Source organism: Zhouia spongiae, from assembly GCF_022760175.1.
Lineage (GTDB): Bacteria > Bacteroidota > Bacteroidia > Flavobacteriales > Flavobacteriaceae > Zhouia > Zhouia spongiae.
Genome location: NZ_CP094326.1, coordinates 3,030,034 through 3,053,297, shown reverse-complemented (window position 1 = coordinate 3,053,297; position 23,264 = coordinate 3,030,034). Strand labels below are relative to the sequence as shown.

21 protein-coding genes are annotated in these 23,264 nt (G+C 37.4%); 13 read left to right on the top strand and 8 right to left on the bottom strand.

Translation table 11 applies throughout. The features are described 5' to 3' along the window. Positions 1-95 precede the first annotated feature (95 nt). From MQE36_RS13220 to MQE36_RS13180, 9 genes are all read left to right on the top strand, one after another. Positions 96-1,211 carry a sensor histidine kinase gene (locus tag MQE36_RS13220; protein ID WP_242936452.1) on the top strand — a complete coding sequence of 372 codons (1,116 nt, stop codon included), beginning with the start codon at positions 96-98 and terminating at the stop codon, positions 1,209-1,211. Next, entirely contained in the window at positions 1,208-1,909 is a 702-nt protein-coding gene (locus MQE36_RS13215; RefSeq protein ID WP_242936451.1) for a LytR/AlgR family response regulator transcription factor, read from the top strand. Before MQE36_RS13220 ends, MQE36_RS13215 begins: the two co-directional genes overlap by 4 nt. Positions 1,910-1,989: 80 nt before the next feature. Beyond that, complete coding sequence (locus tag MQE36_RS13210; protein ID WP_242936450.1) at positions 1,990-2,283, top strand: GNAT family N-acetyltransferase; 294 nt, start codon at positions 1,990-1,992, stop codon at positions 2,281-2,283. 66 nt (positions 2,284-2,349) lie between these two features. Beyond that, a complete protein-coding gene (locus tag MQE36_RS13205; RefSeq protein ID WP_242936449.1) occupies positions 2,350-3,336 on the top strand; it encodes a bestrophin family protein in 987 nt (328 codons plus the stop codon). Positions 3,337-3,349: 13 nt separating this feature from the next. Then, entirely contained in the window at positions 3,350-3,934 is a 585-nt protein-coding gene (locus MQE36_RS13200; RefSeq protein WP_242936448.1) for a TMEM175 family protein, read from the top strand. Positions 3,935-4,043: 109 nt separating this feature from the next. After that, positions 4,044-4,877 carry an OmpA/MotB family protein gene (locus MQE36_RS13195; RefSeq protein ID WP_242936447.1) on the top strand — a complete coding sequence of 278 codons (834 nt, stop codon included), beginning with the start codon at positions 4,044-4,046 and terminating at the stop codon, positions 4,875-4,877. Positions 4,878-5,177: 300 nt separating this feature from the next. After that, the gene (locus MQE36_RS13190) at positions 5,178-6,332 is read left to right on the top strand and encodes a hypothetical protein (protein WP_242936446.1); all 1,155 of its coding nucleotides are present in this window, start codon (positions 5,178-5,180) and stop codon (positions 6,330-6,332) included. Positions 6,333-6,348: 16 nt separating this feature from the next. Beyond that, the gene (locus tag MQE36_RS13185) at positions 6,349-7,968 is read left to right on the top strand and encodes a BCCT family transporter (protein ID WP_242936445.1); all 1,620 of its coding nucleotides are present in this window, start codon (positions 6,349-6,351) and stop codon (positions 7,966-7,968) included. Positions 7,969-7,970: 2 nt separating this feature from the next. Next, the gene (locus MQE36_RS13180; protein WP_242936444.1) at positions 7,971-8,834 is read left to right on the top strand and encodes a universal stress protein; all 864 of its coding nucleotides are present in this window, start codon (positions 7,971-7,973) and stop codon (positions 8,832-8,834) included. A 9-nt stretch (positions 8,835-8,843) separates the two neighbouring features. Here MQE36_RS13180 and MQE36_RS13175 read toward each other — a convergent pair whose 3' ends face one another. Both MQE36_RS13175 and MQE36_RS13170 read right to left on the bottom strand, forming a co-directional pair. Then, a complete protein-coding gene (locus tag MQE36_RS13175) occupies positions 8,844-9,524 on the bottom strand; it encodes a hypothetical protein (RefSeq protein WP_242936443.1) in 681 nt (226 codons plus the stop codon). A gap of 76 nt (positions 9,525-9,600) precedes the next feature. Continuing rightward, on the bottom strand, positions 9,601-10,902 hold the full coding sequence (locus MQE36_RS13170) for a carboxypeptidase-like regulatory domain-containing protein (protein WP_242936442.1): 1,302 nt from the start codon (positions 10,900-10,902) through the stop codon (positions 9,601-9,603). Positions 10,903-11,398: 496 nt separating this feature from the next. On the opposite strand from MQE36_RS13170, the gene MQE36_RS13165 reads away from it, so the two are divergent. After that, positions 11,399-12,655, top strand: a complete 1,257-nt coding sequence (locus MQE36_RS13165) for a mechanosensitive ion channel family protein (protein WP_242936441.1) — start codon at positions 11,399-11,401, stop codon at positions 12,653-12,655. A 1-nt stretch (position 12,656) separates the two neighbouring features. On the opposite strand, the gene MQE36_RS13160 is transcribed toward MQE36_RS13165, so the two are convergent. From MQE36_RS13160 to MQE36_RS13150, 3 genes are all read right to left on the bottom strand, one after another. After that, a complete protein-coding gene (locus MQE36_RS13160) occupies positions 12,657-13,049 on the bottom strand; it encodes an acyl-CoA thioesterase (protein ID WP_242936440.1) in 393 nt (130 codons plus the stop codon). Between the two features lie 82 nt (positions 13,050-13,131). Next, positions 13,132-14,031 (bottom strand): DUF72 domain-containing protein, encoded by a 900-nt coding sequence (locus MQE36_RS13155; protein ID WP_242936439.1) that lies wholly within the window; start codon positions 14,029-14,031, stop codon positions 13,132-13,134. An 8-nt stretch (positions 14,032-14,039) separates the two neighbouring features. Next, positions 14,040-15,395 (bottom strand): NAD-dependent succinate-semialdehyde dehydrogenase, encoded by a 1,356-nt coding sequence (locus MQE36_RS13150; RefSeq protein ID WP_242936438.1) that lies wholly within the window; start codon positions 15,393-15,395, stop codon positions 14,040-14,042. Positions 15,396-15,637: 242 nt separating this feature from the next. Between MQE36_RS13150 and MQE36_RS13145 the strand changes: the two genes are divergently transcribed. After that, entirely contained in the window at positions 15,638-16,045 is a 408-nt protein-coding gene (locus tag MQE36_RS13145) for a glyoxalase (protein WP_242936437.1), read from the top strand. Here the strand turns inward: MQE36_RS13145 and MQE36_RS13140 are convergent. Further along, entirely contained in the window at positions 16,042-16,716 is a 675-nt protein-coding gene (locus MQE36_RS13140) for a DUF2461 domain-containing protein (RefSeq protein ID WP_242936436.1), read from the bottom strand. The genes MQE36_RS13145 and MQE36_RS13140 overlap by 4 nt on opposite strands. Before the next feature lie 234 nt (positions 16,717-16,950). Between MQE36_RS13140 and epsC the strand changes: the two genes are divergently transcribed. Both epsC and cysM read left to right on the top strand, forming a co-directional pair. After that, a complete protein-coding gene (gene epsC, locus MQE36_RS13135) occupies positions 16,951-17,742 on the top strand; it encodes a serine O-acetyltransferase EpsC (protein WP_242936435.1) in 792 nt (263 codons plus the stop codon). Beyond that, entirely contained in the window at positions 17,735-18,622 is an 888-nt protein-coding gene (cysM, locus tag MQE36_RS13130; RefSeq protein ID WP_242936434.1) for a cysteine synthase CysM, read from the top strand. Before epsC ends, cysM begins: the two co-directional genes overlap by 8 nt. Before the next feature lie 285 nt (positions 18,623-18,907). Here cysM and MQE36_RS13125 read toward each other — a convergent pair whose 3' ends face one another. Continuing rightward, entirely contained in the window at positions 18,908-21,409 is a 2,502-nt protein-coding gene (locus tag MQE36_RS13125; RefSeq protein WP_242938851.1) for a zinc-dependent metalloprotease, read from the bottom strand. Positions 21,410-21,774: 365 nt separating this feature from the next. Next, entirely contained in the window at positions 21,775-23,202 is a 1,428-nt protein-coding gene (locus MQE36_RS13120; RefSeq protein ID WP_242936433.1) for a S41 family peptidase, read from the bottom strand. Between the last annotated feature and the right edge of the window lie 62 nt (positions 23,203-23,264).

Below are 23,264 nucleotides of genomic sequence, written 5' to 3'. Positions count from 1 at the left end.
TGTATTGCTATTAAAAAACAACCGGTTCGTTTAAAAAACCGCCCGGTTCATCAACAATATTAGATTACACATTCAGGAAAAATTATTTTTGATGTATGACAGGATTTATAAAAAAATACAAAGCTTTCGTGCTGGGAGCCATTGTAGCTGCATTATTCATAATAGTACTGGAGTTATTTTCTGTAATTATGATCAATCGCGATGCATGGCTGGAGAACTCCTTATTATACATATTTTGGTGGTTGCTCATATCGGCCCTTATATACAAACTCCCAACTATAAGGAAGAGAAAAAAACTCGCAATCAAGATTTTATCCCTGTCGGTTATTCTCGTTCTTATGATCGTTGTTGACAGCTTCTTTAAGATAAGGGACAATCCCGCAACCATGGTCCTGATGGTTGTCTTCTGGCTGGGTCTTACCCACATTATCTCTCCCGGATTTTTTAAAAAGTATAAAATACCACTACTTCTGGTATATGGAATCGTATTAAGTTATTTTCTTTATGCCAGGCTTGGAGATCAGTATTTTGAAGTTCATAAAGAACGTATTGTATACTTTTTACTGGTTCCCATACCTCTTTTTATCCTTCTGTGGATGTTCGAACAATGGAAATGGATCAAATCATTGGAAAATGATAAAAAAACGGCTGAACTGGCACTATTGAAAAGCCAGATAAATCCGCACTTTTTCTTTAACACCCTCAATAACCTGTATGGGCTCGCCGTCGAAAAATCAGATGATGCCCCCGGTGTTGTATTAAAATTGTCTGATATGATGCGCTACACGATTTATGAAGGAAAACAAGATGTGGTGGCTGTTACCGATGAAATTACTTATTTACAAAACTATATTGACCTGCATAAAATACGCTACCGGAAGAATGTAAACATCACTTTCGACCACCAGGCCGAAAATCATATAAAAACAGCGCCGCTTTTATTTATTATCTTATTGGAAAATGCCTTTAAACACGGCATTGAATCATTAGCCGACGATGCTTATATACGGATAGACTTAAAAGCTGTCGATCATCGCGTTCAATTTATAATTGAAAATAATTTTGAAGCAAGCCATAATCATCAAAACGATGGAATTGGACTGGAAAATTTACGACAGCGCCTGAAACTGGTCTATCCAGACAAACATCAATTAGAAATTCGAAAAGAAAACAATATATTTAGAGTTAGATTAGATATCGACATATTATGATTTCGTACCTTATTATAGATGATGAACCCATAGCACACAGAATTATTGAAGGCTATTGTAATAACATACCTCAATTACATAAAACCGGGAATTGTTATAATGCTTTTGAAGCTATGCAAATGCTGAACCAACAGCAGACAGATCTCATTTTTTTAGATATCAATATGCCCAGACTCTCCGGTTTTGATTTTATTAAAACCCTCCCTGACCCACCGAATATTATTGTTACCACGGCTTATAAAGAATATGCCCTGGAAGGGTTCGAATTAAACGTAATTGATTATTTACTCAAGCCCTTCAGTTTTGAGCGCTTTATGAAGGCCCTTAATAAAGTACGCATTACCAAACAGGCAAATGTACGAGTACCATCAGAAATGAATACAGAGAAACCTGCTCGTATATTCCTTAAAGGCGATAAGAGATACTACCAGGTTAACATTAACGAAATTTTGTTCGTCGAGGCTTATGGCAATTATTCTAAGATTCATTTACTTGATGAAATGATACTCTGTCATGAAAAAATATCATCGCTTGAAAAAATCTTGCCGGACAAAAAGTTTCTAAGGGTGCACAAATCATTCCTTATCTCATTAAATCACATAGAAGTTATTGAGGGTAACAGAATTTATATTAAAAATCATATCGTCCCTGTGGGACAGACCTATAAGCTGATTGTAAATAATTTAATTAAGAATTAATCATTCGGTTTATGTAACTTACCATACATCAATGCTCTACATATTTACAACAGTTACATTTGTATAAAACCGAAATGAAAATGGATCATAAACTTATTAATAACGAAGCGGAAAAAAGATTTGAAGTGCACATAGACAATTTAATAGCTTTTGTCGACTACAAGCTGTTTAAAGGAGGGATAGCATATATTCATACGGAAGTCCCCGAGACGTTAAGCGGTAAAGGAGTGGGTTCGTTTTTAGCCAGGGGTGTATTGGATTATGCCGCAGAAAACCACCTGAAAGTAAAACCTTACTGCCCTTTCATTAACGCCTATATAAACAGGCATCCTGAATACCAGGAAAATTCTGTGTTTCATAATAAAGAAGCCTAGTTTGTTTTATAATTGACTATTTTTCAACAATTAATCATATATTTAAATTAAACCAACCGTAAATATATGTATACCAAAAAAAGATATGGGTTCTTCATGACCTTAAACTGGTCTAAAAAACCTATGATAACCGGATTTATTTTTTCTCTTATTGTATTTGCGATAACGCATTTATTCAACTTTGTTTTTTTTATTCCCTGGCAACCTATCAGTGTTATAGGTATCGCTGTGGCGTTTTACCTGGGTTTTAAAAACAACAGTTCTTATGACAGAACGTGGGAAGCCCGCAAAATCTGGGGGAGTATCGTAAATAACAGCAGGACTTTTGCCGCGGCAGTAATTGCTTTTACTAAAGGTGAAGATGAAGAAACCCTAAGAAAAGAATTGATGTATCGCCACATAGCCTGGCTTACCGCATTAAGGTACCAGTTGCGTTTAGGCAGGCCCTGGGAGCATACTCAAAACAGGGTCAGCGGACTCTACGCGCCAAAAATCTCCGAAGCATACCTGACGGCCCTCGACAAAGAATTAAGTAATTATTTATCTGACGATGAGATCAAAGCTCTTGATCATGTTACAAACACAGCTGCCCAAATCTTAAAAAATCAATCTGTAAAGCTCGAAGAGCTATGTCGTAATGGATATTATGATGATTTCCGGCATATGGAACTCCATAAGCTAATTAAAAGCTTTTATGAAGATCAGGGAAAATCGGAACGTATTAAAAACTTTCCTTTCCCAAGACAATATGCTTCTACAGCTTTTTGGCTATGTTTTGTATTCTGTGCTTTTGTTCCTTTTGGAATGATTGACATCTTCAAGAATACTAACGGGCTTTTATTTTGGCTAGGTCCCATACTCTCGTCGATCGTCATCTGGGTGTTCTTTTTAATGGAAAAAATAGGAGACTATTCTGAAAATCCGTTTGAGGGCACATATAATGATGTTCCTATAACATCAATAGCCAGAGGGATAGAAATAGATATCAGGGAAATGTTAGATGATACCAACATCCCTAAAGCAATGGAACCGGAAAATGGATTTTTAATGTAATTCAACACAAACTATGAAATCAGGAAGACTAGAAGCCTTTAGCGATGGTGTGCTGGCCATTGTAATTACAATTATGGTTTTAGAGATGAAAGCACCGGAAGACACTTCGTTTGAAGGCTTACTAACTGTTTTACCTACTTTTACAAGCTACCTCCTGAGTTTTATATACCTGGGCATATACTGGAATAACCATCACCACCTGATGCAGGCAACAGAAAAAGTGAATGGTGCCATATTGTGGGCTAACCTTCATTTACTTTTTTGGCTCTCCTTAATACCGTTTGCCACCAGCTGGCTGGGCGAAAACCATACAGCTTCATTGCCGGTTGCCCTGTATGGTTTTATTTTATTAATGTCTGCCATTGCCTATCGCATATTAGAAATAGCCCTGATTAAACACCATGGCAAACAACATCTTTTACAAAAAGCCATCAATAAGGGCAAGAAGGAAATCATATCCACCCTATCGTACGTAATATCCATTCCTCTTGCATTTTTAAATAGCTGGCTTTCTTTAGCCTGTATAGTATTTGTTGCAATTCTGTGGATCGTACCCGAACGTAATCTTGAAAACCTGTTAAAAGAAAAAACACCATAACTTTCTGTAAGACTGTCAATAACATATAGTCCTGAAACTTTTTTCCTCTGTAAAGAATCTATATCACATTACTATCCGTAAGTAATTATAGAAACAATAAAATTTAGTCATGAAAAAAGTAACAATCACATTACTAACATTTGCACTTTTAACTTCGTGTGTGTCGAAAAAGAAATATGTAGCACTTCAGCAAGAAAATGGAGAAATTAAAAGTCAGCTGCAAAAAACTGAAGTTGAAAAAGAAGAATTAGAGGCTAAATTTGCTAAAATTCAATCAAGGGTAGATGAATACAATAGCAAAATTAACTCGCTAAAGGAGGAGAGCGATTCTAAAATGACTACAGTTGATGATATTGCGGTTATCTCTAATAATGCAAAAAAACAAATGCGTGAAACGCTTAAAAAAATAGATCCTGCCATTGTCGGTGAAGCCAAAACACTTAAAGACTCTATGAATCTTGCGGTTTCATATAACCTACAAAAATCGCTGGACAACAGCACGATTAATGAAGATGAAGATATCGCTATTAATATAGACGAAACTGTTGTTATGATTTCTATTTCTGATAAGATGCTTTTTAATTCCGGAAGCTACAGAATCAGTAACAAAGCCAATGATATTCTTCAAAAACTAGCTGACGTCATCAATTCCGAACCAAGTATTGAAGTAATGGTTGAAGGTCATACCGACGATAAGAAAATGATCGAAAATGCCAGTATAAGAGATAACTGGGACTTGAGTGTATTACGTGCAACGTCAGTTGTCAGAAAGCTTCAGAACGATTATGACGTAGCTCCTGAAAAACTTATCGCATCCGGTAGAAGTTACTACCAGCCCCTTACAGATAACGACACTAAAGATAACAGAGCCAAAAACAGAAGAACCAGAATTGTTATTTTACCAAACATCAATAAGTTCTTTGCTCTAATGGCTTCAAACTAATATATTCTTACATTCTTTAATAATAAAGACGGCTCAGGCCGTCTTTTGTTGTTTATACGTATGCCGATTAGTCTTTGTCATGAAAAAGCATATCTTTGTCATGAAATGAAGGTTAACCAACTATACAGACTCAATAACAGCCGTATCTATTCACGTGCATACGCTATTATCAGAAATCAACCACATCGGTTTGTTCCACCTTCCTGTTTGTAAGCTTCTTCTTCTCCCCTTCTATTATTTTATACCTTAACAATCACCAATGATTATAGCTTTTAAGCTATCAATCAAAGTCTCATTATCTTGAAAAATCAATTATGGTTTCTTTTCATCGTCTCTTTTGCTGTTAATGCACAGGATAAGCCTGTTATAAAGTTTGGAGGAGCTTTACGTTTCAATTATATATACGCTTCGTGGAAACCGGAGCAAAAGCAACAAGGAGGGGATCTCATGTATGACATGTTTCGTATCAATGCCAAAGTATCTTATAAAAAGATCAGACTAAATGCAGAATACAGACTGTATTCCGATGAGTTTGGCGGAGGGATGTTAAAACAGGGATGGGTCGGCTATGATTTTAATGAGTATGATCAGATACACATAGGGCTTACCCAGGTTCCTTTTGGCATTCAGCAATACAATTCACACAAATGGTTTTTTAATATTGGTTATTACGTGGGGCTGGAAGATGACTATGACATAGGTGTAAAGTTCTTACATCAAAAGGAAGAGGGATTTAACTATCAGATTGCTTTTTTTAAAAATTCAGAAACTATTGCCTTTGGAGGAAACAGTGATGTTTCCCATAATAGATACTCATATGATGTTTCGTATATCGATATAGATAATGACGGAAAACCGGATTATCGGAACAAAGAAATAAATCAGTTGAACTTTAAGGTGAATTATAAATTAAACCACCATGATTTCAAGCATCAAATAGGTGCATTTGCCCAGCTTGGAGGGTTATACAATATAGATACTAAAGACATCGGAAGCCACCATGGTTATGGCATGTTTTACGAATTAGACTATAAAAGACTAAATGTCAAAACGGAATTCTTACAGTATGACAAATCTCCCGAAAATCCTGAAAATGAAAATTCCGATGTGTTTGCCATGGCAGCCTACGGAGCTCCATATTTAGTGGCTTCTACAGCAAACATAGCAACCCTGGGGATAGCTTATACGGTTCCTGTAACATGGAAATCTGTCGAGAGCCTTCAGTTTTATAATGATTTTGGATATCTAAAGAAAAAGGGAAGCTATTTTTCGGATAGTTACATGAATGTAACAGGAATAGGTATATCCGCTGGTCATCTATATACATATATTGATTTTGCTGCGGGAAAAAATCATTCGTGGCTGGGAGGTAATTTCTTCGATGATTTTGCACAGGGCAATCCTAATGCAAAATGGGAGGCTCGTTTCAACATCAATATCGGCTACTATTTTTAAAAATAAATAATGAATTATGGCAAAAAAAATTATTAGAAGTGATGAAAGGAAATCAATTTTTGGGCTGGATATCAATGGTCCGGTATTTTTTTCATCTGCTATTATTATCATCTTGATTATTGTATTAACACTCTCGTTTAAAGATGGTGCCAAAGTATATTTTGAAAGCATTCAAAACTTTGTCGCTGATAAGGGGGGCTGGTTTTTTGTGCTCATGGTCAATATATTTCTGTTCTTTATGATCTTTTTGGCCTTTAGTAAGTACGGAAGACTCAGGATCGGAGGACAAAATGCCAAGCCTGAATTTAAAACCCTTTCATGGTTTGCCATGCTTTTCAGTGCCGGTATGGGAATTGGTTTGTTGTTCTGGAGTATTTCTGAGCCTATTACTCATTTTACCGCTCCGCCAATAACAACCGAAGGAGGTGCTGTCGCTGCCCAGGAAGCGATGAACTTTACCTTTTTACACTGGGGGTTCCATGCCTGGGGTGTTTATGCTCTTGTCGGGTTGGCATTAGCTTATTTTACATATTCAAGAGGATTGCCTTTAACCATACGATCCGTTTTTTATCCGTTTTTAGGAGATAAGGTATACGGAACTATTGGTGACATTATAGATGTTTTTGCTGTACTGGCTACTATTTTCGGACTGGCTACTTCATTAGGGCTGGGAGTAAAACAAATTGCAGGAGGCTTAGGTCATGTATTTGATATCTCCGGGGGGCTGACAACTCAAATATCTTTAATTGCCGGGGTTACAGCCGTAGCCACGATCTCGGTTGTACTGGGCGTTGATAAAGGTGTTAAGTTCTTAAGTGAATGGAATATGCGCATTGCTGTATTATTACTTCTGCTGGTCGTTATCCTTGGTCCCACCATCTATATTTTTCAGTCTTTTGTACAAAATACAGGAAGCTATTTTTCCAACTTTCTAGAGATAGCGACATGGACAGAAAGTTATGCCAATACAGGATGGCAGAACGGTTGGACCGTATTTTACTGGGGTTGGTGGATCGCCTGGTCTCCTTTTGTAGGCATATTTATCGCCCGTATTTCTAAAGGGCGTACAGTTCAGGAATTTATACTAGGTGTATTGATTATTCCTGCATTGGTTACTTTTTTCTGGATCAATGCATTTGGAAGCACAGCCATTCAGGAAGCTTTAACAGGAGACATGACCATTGTCAGTGCGGTAAAAGAAGATATTGCCACAGCCATGTTTGTGTTTTTAGAAGATTTTCCGTTAGCCACCGTCCTGAATATTGTTGCAATTATCCTTGTGGCAGGGTTCTTTATTACGTCGTCAGACTCCGGGTCTCTTGTTGTTGACAGTATTACTTCCGGTGGAAAGATAGATTCACCTGTTGGACAGAGAATCTTCTGGGCTGTTACAGAAGGTGCTGTTGCCGCAGTATTACTTGTTGGAGGTGGCTTAAATGCACTCCAGACTGCTGTTATTGTTACCGGATTGCCTTTTGCCTTAATTTTGCTTGTTATGTGTTACTCGTTGTTAAAAGGCCTCAAAGAAGATTTACTCAAACTAAAAAAACGGGAACAACAAAAAGAAATCGATAATTATAAGGATATTGTAACCGGAATCGTTAAAAAAAGAAATATTAATGAGCCTAAAAAATAATTATGACACATACAATCAATAACATACTCGTTGCTCTGGATCTGTCGGATATCGATAACACTTTAATCAGGTACGCATCGTATATAGCCGATGTTCTAAAAGCCGAAAAGGTCTATTTCGTTCACAACATCAAGAAATATGAAATTTCAGAATTATTTGAAAATGAGCTTGCCGGGCTCAACCTTGAAGAAATGATCGGCGATGAATTAAATGAGACCATAGAAAATGCTTTTGAAAGCAATGTGGAATGGGAAGTGCTTATTTCAAACGATCCGTATACTGAATCGCTTATCAATTACATTGTTAATAAGTATGAAATACAGTTAACGCTAGTTGGTAATAAAAACAAGGTTAAAGGCACGGGGGTTATTAGCGGAAAGCTGTTACGAATGCTAAAATGCCACCTGCTAACAATCCCGAACCATGCCAGAACCAAGATCGACAAACTTTGTATCGGCACCGACTTTTCAAATGCTTCCAAAAGAGGCTTTGCGATGGCTGACACTCTTAGACAAAATACAGGGTGTTTTGTAAAAGCAATGCACATTTATAATGTTCCGTTGCAGTTTTCTCCTTATTTGCCAAAAGAAACACTCATCCCAACCGTTAAAAAACATATAGAAGAGAAGTCCAGAAAGTTTATGAAACGCATTAAAGATGTCGGTGATGATATCGCATTGGAAATTGTTCCGGGAAGAAGCTCCAGTGTCAGCGAAAATCTTCGTGAACAATGCAAAAAGGAAAATTTCGATGTATTAATGGTTTCTGACAAAGGGGGAAATACCTTCTCATCACTCCTCGTCGGAAGTGTCACAGAAGAACTTTTTAATGAAGACTTAGAATTCCCTCTTTGGGTATGTAAATGATAAGAGGGACTACTCTCCCTCTTTTACTACGATCATGGAAGCCTTGTAACCGGTAGCAAGGTTCCACTGTTTAGCGGACAACAGGATTCCATTCTCATCGTAGATCCTGAACTCAGCGGTGTTAGGGCCTGAAGTTCCCTGATTGAGTGCTTTAAACTCTATGGTGTTAAAGCCCTCTTTTAACGGTATCAGTATTCCCTTAGACATGTTTGTCAGCACTACTCTTCCTTGTACCACCTCATCATTTATAGTAACTTTAACCATGTCTCCATCTTCAAGCTGGTGGTCTCTGTATGATATCTGAATCTGTTTGGACTTGGTTTTGATATCCCCTAAAAACTGATTCCGCTTAAAAATAGCTATATTTTCATTATTTTCAGGGCGGACCGTTCTATTAATGCGTTGTTCAAGCCCCATACCTTCTCCGGCTCTCAATAACTTGCTTTTTTCACCAAACCCCAGACGCTTACTTCTGTCTATAAGTGGGTCAGGTCTTTTTAAATCCGGAGCTCCAAACAACGAAAAATTACTCTTTTCTTTTTTATTCAAATCGGCCTTCGGAACGTTTGTCGGCGGTGCAATAGCAGAGGAGTCGGCAGGAATGACCAACTTAACTTTTTCCTTTTCAATCTGGGCATTTGCTCCCATCAATGAAAAAAACGTAACTGCTATTAAAACCAATAATCTCATTCCTTAAAAATTTATCTAAAATATCATTTTTATAAAACGGCAGGCAACATTATCTACTTAAACAATCGTTAAAATATTACTTCTTATCCCGTTCGATCTTTTTACTGATCTTCCTGATTGCCGCCTCAATCGATTTTTCAGGCTCAATCAAATTATATGCACCCCAAAACTCCGGATCCAAAAATCCATCGGCCTCGTCAGGAATTATAACTGTTTTCTTTAAACGTTCTTTTCCTTTAGGGCGATTTTCTTTTCCCTCTTCTTTCTTCCAGTTGGTTACAGCCATTTCACTTTGTAAAGTGAATACCGAATTAAACAACCTTCTCTTCCAGTTAATTTTAAACTCCAACTGTACATTGCTATGTCCGTAATACCACTTTCCGTTCTTTTGCCTGTAATCAACCCTGTAAAGAGCCTCAACCGGATATACTTTGGCGTTACCCGGCTTTTTTCTTACCAGCAAATCTGATGCCACTTTTCTGTTTTCTACGTTTAAATTATAAACACCCGTTACCAAAGCATATGTTTCCGCATCTATAAACAACTTTCCATAATACAAAGGTGTCACCACATTTGGTTTCTGCTTAAACCGAACCACATATACAAGTTTATCGTTAATACGTGTAGATTTATCCATTTCAAAGTCATAGTAGCTCATAAACAAATCGGAGAACACATATTCAGGATATTTCATCAAGTCCAGGTGTAATGGATTATACGGACCTCCCTGTAATTTTAGGGTCAGGGTATCAAGACGTTCGTAATCTGTTCTTTTTCTTGCCTTATATAAACTAATTATATCTTCCCTGCTCGAAGCATAAGGTTCTTTATGTATTCTGATGACTGCTTCCGCCAACGAAACATTCCTTCTTCTTTTTTTTATCGTCTCCCTGTAGAATGCCGTCATTAATGTCGGATAGTTCAGATAGTTCTCAGGTATGCTGGCCAGCATATTTTTAACCAGCACTGCCGGGTCATTAGCCTCCCCTACCATTACTTCAGGTAATTCGGTAATCAACATCGTTAACGCTATGACGTTCTCGTCTTCTTTAAGCTCGCTTATTTTTATCCATCTTTCCTGATACCCTAAGAATGTTACTATTATCTGATCGGAACCGGACACTTTTGGAACTTTTAAAATAAATTGTCCTTCACTATTTGTTACTGTACTTATATTTGTATTGGCCACAACCAAAGAGGCAAATACCAGGGGTTCTTTGGTCTTTTCATCTATAATGCCCCCCTTGTACTCATTATAGGATAATGTATCCTGAAATTCAATTGGCAAACCATCCGCTTTGGCAAATGAATAATTGACAAAAGCGAAACAGCATAGAAATATAATCTTTAATCGGAAGGCTCTGGTTATGCGTATCATGACTTATTTAAATGTATTGACTTATAAATTTAGTGCATTTTAGTCAATTAACAGCAATACCTGAAATATTAAAAATAAAGAGACTTTCTCATAGCGGTTATGAGATGAAGAAGACATTTAATCGGTTCATTAACTTTATTTTAGTTAAATAAACTCTATTGCTGATATGTTATTTTCGTTGAGGATGCTATTAATACTTTCTAAAAAAGTTGAATACTCAACGCCATAAATCTGGTATAGCATAGTAGCTATTTTAGGGGATTATACAATTTCTTGATTCGGTTTATGGTTTGGTAATGCATAATTAATGATAATTTTACACTTACAAAAGGTTTTTACTTAAAAACTAGCATTTTAACTGTAAAATTTAACTGGTCATCGATAAAAATTTGCTTTTTCTTATTTTAAGAATTGAAAAATTATACCATTCCTTCACAGGATTTGTAGGAATGTAGATGTAATTTTGTTTAATTTTGTTTAAACAAATATGTGATCTATGCAGAAATATTTCAGATGGTTTTATAACTTCCTGATTGATCAGGGGATGGAAGATCAAAATGCTGCCTACCTCAATCTGGCTTTTAACATCATAGTCCTGACGATTCTTCTCCTTCTGATAGACTATCTTTTTAAATATGTTATAATAAGAATTTTCAAAGCCTTTTCAAATAAAACCAAGACCTCTTATGATGACTATTTGGTGAAAAGTAATTTTCCAAAATATGTAGCTCATTTAGTGCCTTTTTTAATTATCCGTAAGATCATACCTTTTGTGATACAGGATTTTCCTCAATGGGAAGCTTACCTGATTAAAGTTACGGATGTTTACCTGATAATTTTAATGGTATGGGTCTTCAGAAGTATTGTCAAAACCACTAAAAGTTACCTTTCTCAAATTGACAATTTTAAGGACAAGCCTCTTGAGAGCTATGCTCAGATCGTTATTGTTTTTATCTGGTTTATAGGTGCTATTTTTATATTCTCGGAGATTACAGATCAAAGTATTCTACAGTTTCTGGCTACATTGGGAGCCGCTTCAGCTGTATTATTGCTTGTTTTTAAAGATACCATCCTTGGATTTGTGACGAGCATTCAGGTGTCGGTAAACGACATCGTAAGAATTGGCGATTGGATTACTCAGGAAAAATACGGTGCTGACGGGAATATTACGGAAATAAACCTAACGACTGTAAAAGTTCAGAATTTTGACAATACGATTACCACTATCCCTACCTATTCACTTATTTCAGAATCGTTTAAAAACTGGAGAGGGATGCAGGAAAGTGGTGGACGAAGAATTAAAAGAGCTCTCAACATCAAACAAAACAGTGTAAAGTTTTTAAGTGTTGAGGATTTACAACGCTTTTCTGAAATTCAGATGGTAGCCCAATACATAGATCACAGGCAGAAGGATATAGACAAATACAACAACGAAAATAGTTTTAATAAAGAGTTAGCCGTTAATGGTCGAAACCAGACTAATCTCGGGCTCTTCAGAAAATACTGCGATATGTACCTGAATAACCATCCGGCAATCAACAAGGATATGATGATTATGACACGGCATCTCGCTCCGTCACCCCAAGGCATCCCCTTAGAGGTATATGCATTCTCGAGTGATAAAAGATGGATTAATTATGAACACATCACGGCCGATATTTTTGAACACCTGATTGCCGCTTCTGCTTATTTTGACCTGGAACTTTATGAAGAACCTTCAGGGAAAGATCTAAAGAGCTTAAAAGACAAATAAATTACTTGTCTTTTAAGCGGTCTTTTACATATTCTATCTGCGTTTTGCCGTGGGCAGCCGGTTTTCCGTTTGCTCCGAGGCTTACCATTGTAATCTTATCGATGGTAATAATGGTTTCCCTTGTCATTTTATTTCGCACTTCGCAGCGTAATGTTAATGAGCTGTTACCAAAGGAAACCGGTTCTATACCAATCTCTATGATCTCTCCTTCTTTAGCAGAACTTCTGAAATTAATATCAGAGATGTATTTAGTTACTACACGCTGATTCTCTAACTGTACAATAGCATACAACGCTGCTTCTTCGTCAATCCATTCTAATAATCTCCCCCCGAATAATGTTCCGTTAGGATTCAGATCTTCCGGTTTAATCCATTTTCTTGTATGAAATCTCATCACTTGTTTTTCTTCAAAGTTATAATTTACAAGACCTATATAGTAGCTATGCGGATCACTATTTTCGAATCATCTATCAGATTTATTGATTAGAAAAAAGATCGTTGCTTTCATTAGGGATTTTTAGGTTTCCCCCTATTTCATTGTTTATTTTTTTAATGAAATGTGCCGATAACAAGGGAGATTCTTTTTCGAGATTTTGATGAACAAAGAAATGTACCTTTTTTAGCCCTTGGTCTTTCCATACCTTTATCCGGCTCACCCAATCTTCCAGTCTTGTATAATCTGATTCGTGATTTGCGCCTACATATCGCACAAAGGCCTCGCTATTGGTTAACCGCATATGCATTAAATCCCTCCTCCCTGCTGTATCTACCAGAATATTGGCTATGTCATTTTCCTCCAGAAGATGATATAGCTCACCGGATACTTTTTCGTCATTAAACCAATCGGTATGCCTGAACTCCATCGCCAATGGGATTTCTTTGGGCCATAGCCCGGCAAACTGTATCACTCTATCAAAATTCTTAGTCGTAAAGTTATTGTGCATCTGTAAAAATACCGTCCCAAGTTTTTCTTTCAGGTGTACCACCCCATCCAAATATTCATTCAACGCCTGCTCTACATTAATAAGACGCTTAAAATGGCTTACCGTTTGATTTACTTTCGGAAAGAACCTGAAGTTATCCGGGGTTTTCTCATACCAGTTTTCAAACTGAGAAGCTGGAAAGTTCCTGTAAAATGTAGCATTAAGCTCAATACTATTGAATTGCGAACTGTAATACTGTAATTCGTCTTTTGTACCCCGGGGATAAAACCCTTTAAGATCTGCTTTATTCCATTTGGCACATCCTACGCAAATTTCTAAAGGGCTGTTATTGTTGCTCTCTTTATATCCGGATAAGACACCTGCCGTATCTATATGATCCGGGGGAATTGTAAAATCTACATTTTCCGGATTATCTACTTTTCCAAACTTCATTTATATCTTTATTTATTAATTACTACTGTTTTTATATTGGTAAACTCTTTGATTCCGTAGTACCCTAATTCTCGTCCGAAACCGGATATTTTTATACCGCCAAACGGCAATCTCGGATCAGACTTTACCAATTCGTTTACAAACACGGCACCTTCATTAAAGCGGGTTATATACTTTTCGATATGGTCTGTGTTTTCCGAGAAGATACTCACTCCCAATCCAAAATCAGAATTGTTAGAAATTCTTATCGCCTCCTCCAGGTTTTCGAATATGACCACTGCTGCTACCGGACCAAAGGTTTCTTCTTTAAACACCGGCATATCTTCCGTTACCCTGGTTAAGACAGTAGGCTGGTAATAAGCTCCACTCCTGTTTCCGCCAATCAATACTTTCGCCCCTTGCCTGACGGAATCATTTACCTGTTTTTCTAATTCAACCGCTAAATCTTCTCTTGCCAGCGTACCTATATAAGTATCTTCTTCCAAAGGATCTCCTGACCTTAGTGATTTTACTTTTTCCAGGTATTTATCCAAAAAGACGGCCGCTACATCTTTATGTAACAAAAAACGTTTTGCCGCTATACAGCTTTGTCCGGTATTCTGATAACGTGCGTTAATACCTGTCTCTACTGCCTTATCTATATTGGCGTCATTACAAACGATAAAGGCATTGCTTCCTCCCAGCTCCAGTACCGATTTTTTAATTTCCTTTGCAGCAGCTGAAGCTACAGCACTTCCGGCCGGTTTACTACCTGTTAATGTTACAGCTTTAACCCGCTTATCTTTTATAATGGAATCTACCTTATTGCTTTTAATAACTAAACTCTGAAAAACACCTTCAGGAAATCCGGCAAGTCGAAAGCTGTCTTCTATGTGCTCTGCACTCATCATAACATTACTTGCATGCTTAAGCAAACCTACATTTCCTGCCATGACAGCAGGAGCCGCAAAACGAAATACCTGCCAAAAAGGATAGTTCCACGGCATTATTGCCAACACGATCCCCAGCGGTTCATAGTTTACATAACTTTTATAAGCATCCGTAATGACCGTCTCAGGTTTAAGAATGGTTTTTGCATTCTCTGCGTAATAATTACAGACCCATGCACACTTTTCTATTTCAGCAACAGCTTGTTTTATCGGTTTTCCGACCTCAAGTGCCATAATCTTCCCATACGCGTCTTTTTTAGCAGCAAGGACTGTAGCCAGTTTTCTTAAAAATGAAGCACGTTCTTCAAAGCTTGTTTCCTTCCACCGATCAAAAGTATTTTCAGCAAGCTCAATTCTGGCTTCTATCTCTTTTTCAGACAATTCCTCAAATTCTTTTAAGAGCATATTATTATATGGATTGACAGATCTTATCATTTCGTTTGTAAATTTTTGTTTTTTAATGAGTCTGATAGAATTCACTTTTAATCATACCGGTTGTATCGTCTTTTGCTGTTGTGTATCATTACATAAAACTTGCAGTACTAAGGTATAAAGAATAAGACCGACTATGCAAGTTGCTTACTTAATAATTATTGTTTATAAAACCGTTGATAACTATGGCAGCGTTGCTTTACTTGCAAGTATAGAATTCATAACTTTAAAAAAACACTATTAATATGGACCGTCGTACGAAGGACTTACTAAGTGTTCGTCCAGAAATTCCATCAGCATTAGTTTACGATTCGTCCAGCAATGATGAGCGTTTTCAGAATGCAACACTTCGCCCTATTATCAAGCTTCAGAACGGATTACTTGTAGAAGCTTTTAAAAATTATGCCAACAAGCATAAAGGTGTTTTCTATACTCTCACCCTTGAGAAAAAAATGAGATATATAGAAAATGCCATTCAAAAGGACATTAAATTCAGGAATTCATTAAAAGGTATGATCATAGGTCAGTTTACCGTTGAAGAGTACTTGATCTATATCGAGAACTCTTCGGCATTGAACAAACGTATGATGAATATGGTTATTGAAAGCCTGAAAGATAATGTACAGCTATTAGAAAATCCTGCTGTAGCTTAACTTTCAATCAAAGAAACTCCATTTAAATCTGTTGTTAATACTTCGCTCATATAATCAAAATATGGGCGGATTTTTTTGTATGTCTTGTCCACTTCTTCCAGAAAACCTTCCGACAGAACTTCCTTATCTGTAAAATTTTTAATTACTATATATTGTTTCTTACGGATCAGATCGATGGCAGGATGTTCCTTATCAAATCCTTTAGGCGCGGTTTTAAGCTCATCACCTTTTAATTCGCCAAAAGCATTTTTAAACTCTTTATTCGTTATAATAGCCCTGATTTCAGTATCGTCTAGTTCAAATTCCTTTCTAATTCGATGTAGATCCTCTTTAGAAGGGTCCCAAAACCCACAAGCCAGAAAACTATTTTCAGGTTCAATATGGAGATAGTACCCTCCTCTTAACCGGGGCTTCACCCGATGAAAGGAAGCTGCAAAATGTGTTTTATACGGGGTTTTATCTTTCGAAAAACGAACATCTCTATATATACGGAACATCTTCATTTTATCGATTTCATCATGACTCTTCATGAGTTCGAATAATTCCTGAAAAAACTGTTTGGCCTTTTTCTCTTCTTGCTTAAAATTCTTTTTATTGGCCTCAAACCAATCTCTGTTATTATTTACTTTTAAGGCCTTTAGAACGTTCAGGGTTTCCTGCTGTAATTTCATTTTTTAATATTTATAACTTTTTAGTCTACTTATTCTATAGACTTAACAAATTTTTACATTCATTTTAAAAGCTTCTACTTTCTTATTGCTTAATTTTGAAGCTTCAAAACTAAAATTACAAATTAGTATTTAAGTTTTGGCATGGTTAATTAATAATATACCATTAATTTTAAAGAAAAGATACGACTCAATACCCGGGATCCTGTTGGCCGATAACCAAATAAATAACGAACAATGAAGAATGAAGCTATCTTAAATGCCATTAAAAAGCATAAAAAGCACCCTCATGTAAAATTTCGATTAAAGGAAAAAACCGAAGCTTTTACAGATAAACTTTTCTATACATTATTTGATGTGGAGACATCCATTGAAAACAATATTGTCAGTCTTGAAAAAGATTTTGAAGAATTGGTCGGCCTGGCATGCTGGGAACAAAATAAACCGTGCGCAAAAGTATGGGAGAGTTATTTAAACAAGCTTCCGGAAATACTTGAGCTGTTAAACCTGGACGCAACATCCATTTACCAAAACGATCCGGCCTCTTCTTCTGTCGAAGAAGTATACCTTTCTTATCCGGGTTTTTATGCCATCGCCATATACAGACTGGCCCATGAACTGTATTTAAAAGGATTTCCGCTGGTGCCAAGACTAATGACAGAATACGCGCACACAAAAACAGGCGTAGATATCAATCCGGGTGCCCAGATCGGCGATTCTTTTTTTATTGATCATGCTACCGGAGTTGTTATCGGAGAAACAACGGTTATAAAAAGCAATGTAAAAATCTATCAGGGGGTTACTTTGGGTGCATTGAGCGTGGATAAAAACATGCAAAATGTAAAAAGACACCCAACGATAGAAGATCATGTCACCATTTATGCAAACGCTACCATTCTAGGTGGCAATACTGTTGTCGGATCTAATTCCATTATTGGTGGTAATGTATGGCTCACCAAATCGGTACCTGCAAACTCTTTAGTATCGCACACCCCTGAAATAAAAATTAAGACTGTAACCCATGAGTAATACCATACTAGACCAGATTGGCAATACCCCATTGGTGGAAGCCACTGCCATAAATACCAATCCGAATGTAAAACTTTATTTAAAATTAGAAGGTAACAACCCCGGTGGCAGTGTTAAAGACCGCCCGGCTTATAATATGATAAAAAGTGCCTTAGAACGTGGAGATATAGACAACAATACCAGGCTTATCGAGGCTACCAGCGGAAATACAGGTATAGCCCTGGCAATGATAGCAGGCATATACGGATTGGATATGGAACTGGTAATGCCGGAGAATGCAACCAAAGAACGGGTACAGACCATGCGTGCTTACGGAGCCAAGGTTACCCTCACGCCTGTTGACACAGGTATTGAAGGCTCTCGCGACTATGCCGAGGCTAAAGTAAAGGATGAAGGTTATGTAATGATCAACCAGTTTGCTAATGATGACAACTGGAAAGCTCATTACAAGACGACCGGACCTGAAATCTGGAGAGACACTGAAGGCAAGATCACCCATTTTGTATCTTCTATGGGAACTACAGGCACCATCATGGGAACTTCTACTTTTCTAAAGGAACAAAACCCAAATATTCAAATTATTGGCGTACAGCCTGACGACGAAGCCAGTATTCCGGGCATAAGAAAATGGCCTGTAGCCTATTTGCCTAAAATTTTCAATCCGAAAAAAGTAGATCAAATCATTGAAGTTACTGAAACCGAAGCAAGAACCATGACCAAACGTCTTGCGAAAGAGGAAGGTGTATTCGGAGGTATGAGCAGTGGCGGTGCAACGGCAGCTGCACTAAAGCTGATAGAAAAGCTGGATAAGGGTGTTGTCGTTGCTATTATTTGTGATCGTGGCGACCGGTACCTGTCTTCCGATCTATTCGACAAATAGAGCCTGTCTTGTTAATATTTACCATTGATAAACAGCAAACTAGCCCGGGGCAAGCCCACGAGAGAGCCAAGTGTAAAGAAAAGGTCTGGTAGCCCTTTTTAGCGATGAAGCCAGCCGGCGCATGGCAAAACATTTCAACGCAAGTCCTATGAAATTCCGTCAGGACTATTTCATAAGGACAAGCGTCGGAGCATTTAAATCTCGATGACCGAGTAAAATACAAACCAGCTATTATAAAAAAGCTCCGGAGAAATCCGGAGCTTTTTAAGTATCGTGAATTTGTTGTTATCCGTTTGGATTTAATATGGCATCAATACGCTCTGAAGCGTCTTGTAAATGAATTCTGCTCATACTATTTCCTGTTCTCCCAAGTCCAGACCGGATGGCATTCTGTAATGATTTTAGTTCGGCTCTTACAACGGCTCTAATATCTGACTGGCTTGTATTTACTGCCGTACCTTTTACATACCTGCTTCCTTTTGCGGCGCTCTGGTTCGGTGCTGTCATTAAGTATGCTAACCTGTCGATATGTGCGCGTTGTAAATTTCTGCGATATGTATCTATAGCTTTGCCGGATCTCAGTTCAGTCCATAGTCCATTTCTCAAATCACGCATCATATCGGTTAACTTGTATGCGTCATTTCCGTTAGCAGCTTCATTTTCGATCATACGTGCCATCTTACCAACACTTAAAATGTTGTTTAAGCTACGGGCTTGTAAACCGCGTATACGCTCTATAGACCCTGAGTATTCTATCTTATTGAATATTTCCTGATTTAATAGCCATTCCGGGGTTTCAAACAACTGGTCTATTACAAACTGTAATGCTTCTTTCTGATGGTTTTTGTCAACATGAGTATAAACGGCTCCATCCTGTCCGGCTGCTTTATAATACTCATACACCCCACCGATGTTATTAGAGACATGGCCCATATAACGGTTGAACTGGCTGATGACATGTCCATACATCTCTCCTAAATCTTCGTATGTCTCCCCTTCTGTGGTTGTCCACTTGATTAAATTCGGAACAATACGCTTTAAGTTCCTGATACCATACTCACTGGCCAGCATGGCGTTATCACCCAGGTCTTCAGTCTGAGAACTCGGATCTACAACATTACCTGCCTGTTGATGTCCGAATCTGTAGAGTGGGTCTCCTGCATGTTTTAAAATCCATTGGTTAAGAATTTCTTTTTCTTCTTCGGCAGTTTTATCCAGAATAGGTCTGTAGCCCCAAGAAATAGAGTACTTATCATAGATACCGATATTCGGCATTAAGGCAACTCCTTCATCGCCCGGTTGTGCCACATAGTTAAAACGGGCATAATCCATGATAGACGGGGCAGTACCATATTTTTGAGTAAAAGCCGCATCGCGTAATTTTTCTACAGGATAAGCAATACTACTTCCCATGTTGTGTGGCAAACCTAAGGTATGTCCAACCTCATGTGATGACACAAAACGGATCAGACGTCCCATTACTTCATCTTTAAACTCAGTACTTTGTGCTTCAGGGTTGATGGCTGCTGTCTGCACAAAGAACCAGCCTCTAAGTAACGACATTACATTATGATACCAGTTAATATCACTTTCAAGGATTTCTCCCGATCTGGGGTCACTAACGTGAGGGCCGTTAGCATTCGGTATCGGAGAGGCTAAATAACGCACTACTGAATAACGAACATCTTCCGGACTCCACTCAGGGTCTTCTTCCGGGGTCGGAGCATCTTTAGCGATAATAGCATTCTTAAATCCGGCTGCTTCAAAGGCTACCTGCCAGTCTTCGACACCTTGCTTGATATATTTTCTCCATTTTTCCGGTGTAGCCCTGTCAATATAGTATACAATAGGTTTTTTAGGCTCTACCAGTTCGCCTCTTTTAAACTTTTCGATATCTTCGTCTTTAACCTCAAGTCTCCAACGATCAAGGTACTCAACACTTTTGCTTCGTTGTACATCTAATCCATAATCTGTTTGTGAACTGGTAAACCATCCTACGCGCTCGTCAAAATAACGACGTTTCATCGGCACTTTAGGCAATAGGATCATCGAGTTGTTAAGCTCGATTGAGATCGTACCTGTAGTAGTGTTTGAAGGTGGCTCTCCGGCACTATAGGTTTTAACGTGTCTGGATTCGATATTCTGCGGATAGCTTTTTATACTTTCGATAAAGGACTTGTCGTTTTCAAGACGTGTAACCTTAAATCCTTTTCTTGCACGCAACGGTAATCCTAAAGGTTTTATATCTCCTTCAAAAAGGGAAGTTACATCAATCACCGTACTTGTTGAATCTTTACCTATTGCTTTTACCGGGAAAGTAGCAAGTACCGGTTCAAAATTCGAATTTACCACAGCTTCATGAACCGGAAGTGAATCATTGGCTACCACATTATAAGAAACTACTCTTAATAGTACTTTCTTGTCTTTCTTTTGCCAACGTAATACTTGCTCGTTCTGCTTACCTCCGCCAAATCCTAATCCGTTGGCAGTTTTTGCAATACGAGTAACCATTAACATCTCACGTTCAAAAAGAGAATCAGGAATTTCATAAAAATACTTTTCATCCAGTTTGTGTACTGTAAATAACCCGGCATCGCTTTTGGCATCTTTAGTAATTACCTTGTTATAAGGCTGAATACCATTACCATTAGGATTTTTAGCAGGAGCTTTAGCTGTAGCGCCGTCTGCTTTTTTAGATTTTCCGGCCTTATTGATCGTAGCGCACGACGATAATACCAATAATACTGAAAGAACCAAAAGGAACTTAGAGGATAGTTGTTTCAAAATAAGAATATTTAAAATTAGCAATCGTGAAAATAAATATTCTGTAATGAAAATTATCGATAGCTTTATTTTTTAGCCTTTTTTTAACTCTTGTCATTTCATATAGTAATTAATGATCTTTCAATTCGCATTATCGTATTACTGCAAATTGAAAACACATTATACATTCTTTTTACATTCCTATATTACTGCTTTTAACCAGGGATTGAGCTTTAATACTCGGGAATTACAACTGAAGTAAACTACCTCGGGGCAAGCCCACGAGAGGGCCAAGCGTAAAGAAAAGGTCTGGTAGCCCTTTTTAGCGATGGAGCCGGCCGGCGCATGGCAAAACATTTCGACGCAAGCCCTGTGAAATTCCATCAGGACTATTTCACAAGGGCAAGCGTCGGAGCATTTAAATCTCGATGATCGAGTAACAAGCTGTCTAAAAGGTGATCGTGAAAGCCATTTTTCTTATAAAAACTTTTATAGAAGTCGGATTTTAGCTTTGGATAACTCATCTTATAGTTTGGCGGGATTCCTTTCACCTCATAGCCAATACCATTAATATCAGTATAAATTTCATTAGAAAGGCTGAACTCCCATCCGTTTGGGAGGTTCTTCCACAGAATTTCTGAAAAAATACCACGGGTTGATGACCCATATCTTTTAATTTCAGGATAAGCCAGTGTTCCTAATACAAAGACTTCTGCAGCACTTGCGGTATTGTGACTCGTAAGAACAATTAACTCCCCTTTATAACCGCTCTTGGCAGGTGTTAGAATTATTTTTTGATTATCGGTAAAGTGATCTTTATTTTTTGCTTTAATCGTCATAACGTGTCTTGATTCCTTAATGAAATATTGCAGCAATTGAAGCGCAACACGGCCATAACCACCTCCGTTAAACCTTAAATCGACTACAATAGCGTCAGTATCTTTAAAATCATTTAGAATTTTATTCATTATATAATCTACTCCTGCTACTTCATCATTAAAAAGTTCCTTAGGCTTTTTGGCTTGACTTATCTCATCATATCTATTACGGAATTCTTGTTTGTCTGCTATTTCATTAGCAACATAATGTGCAAAATTATTCATGTCTGATATATGAATGTAGCCATAGCTGTTATGCTTTAATTTGCCCCATGTAACAACATGATTATAGGTCTTAGCATCAGAAACATATTCTTTAATAATATCTGCTTTTATTCTTTCTTTAATTATTGGTTTTGTTTTTGCAATTGTTTCAGGTTTTGAAATCTCTTTTAATGAATCTGGCACTATTAATTTTATATGTCCATCATCGAACTGGTTTAAGATTTCTTTGAATACACTATACAGCTCCTTATCCGAACTAACGGTATCGATTACAGGTAAATATTTTTTATAAATATCATTCCAATTTATATTTCGCGGCTTAAAAAAGGCATAATGGTCATTAAATGTCTTCCATAGTACCTCAAAATTTTCTTTTGGTGTGTTGTTATAAGTGGCTTTATTACAATTTTCAGGAATGGAATCAATCCGGGTAAAACTATAATCTACTTCTCCTCCCGGGTTTAAAACCAATTCGGTATCCGTTGCTTTTACTAGCTTCCATCGTCCATTAAAATTGTCCTTTTCAACTAGTGGCAAACATGATTCTTCGGTTATGTTATAGTAGGCAAAAAGCGAGTCCTTTATCTGAAGTATTCTGCCATACCCTTCCTGTTCCCATGTACCATTCAGGTTACACTTATTCTGATTACAACCGAATAATGAGAAGAATACAATGAAAAGTGTTCGTATAGATAGTCTTTTTATAATGAGCAAGCTATTATTTTTTATACTAAAGAGTGATTAATATATGAATTGTTACAGTAGTACCTATTAGT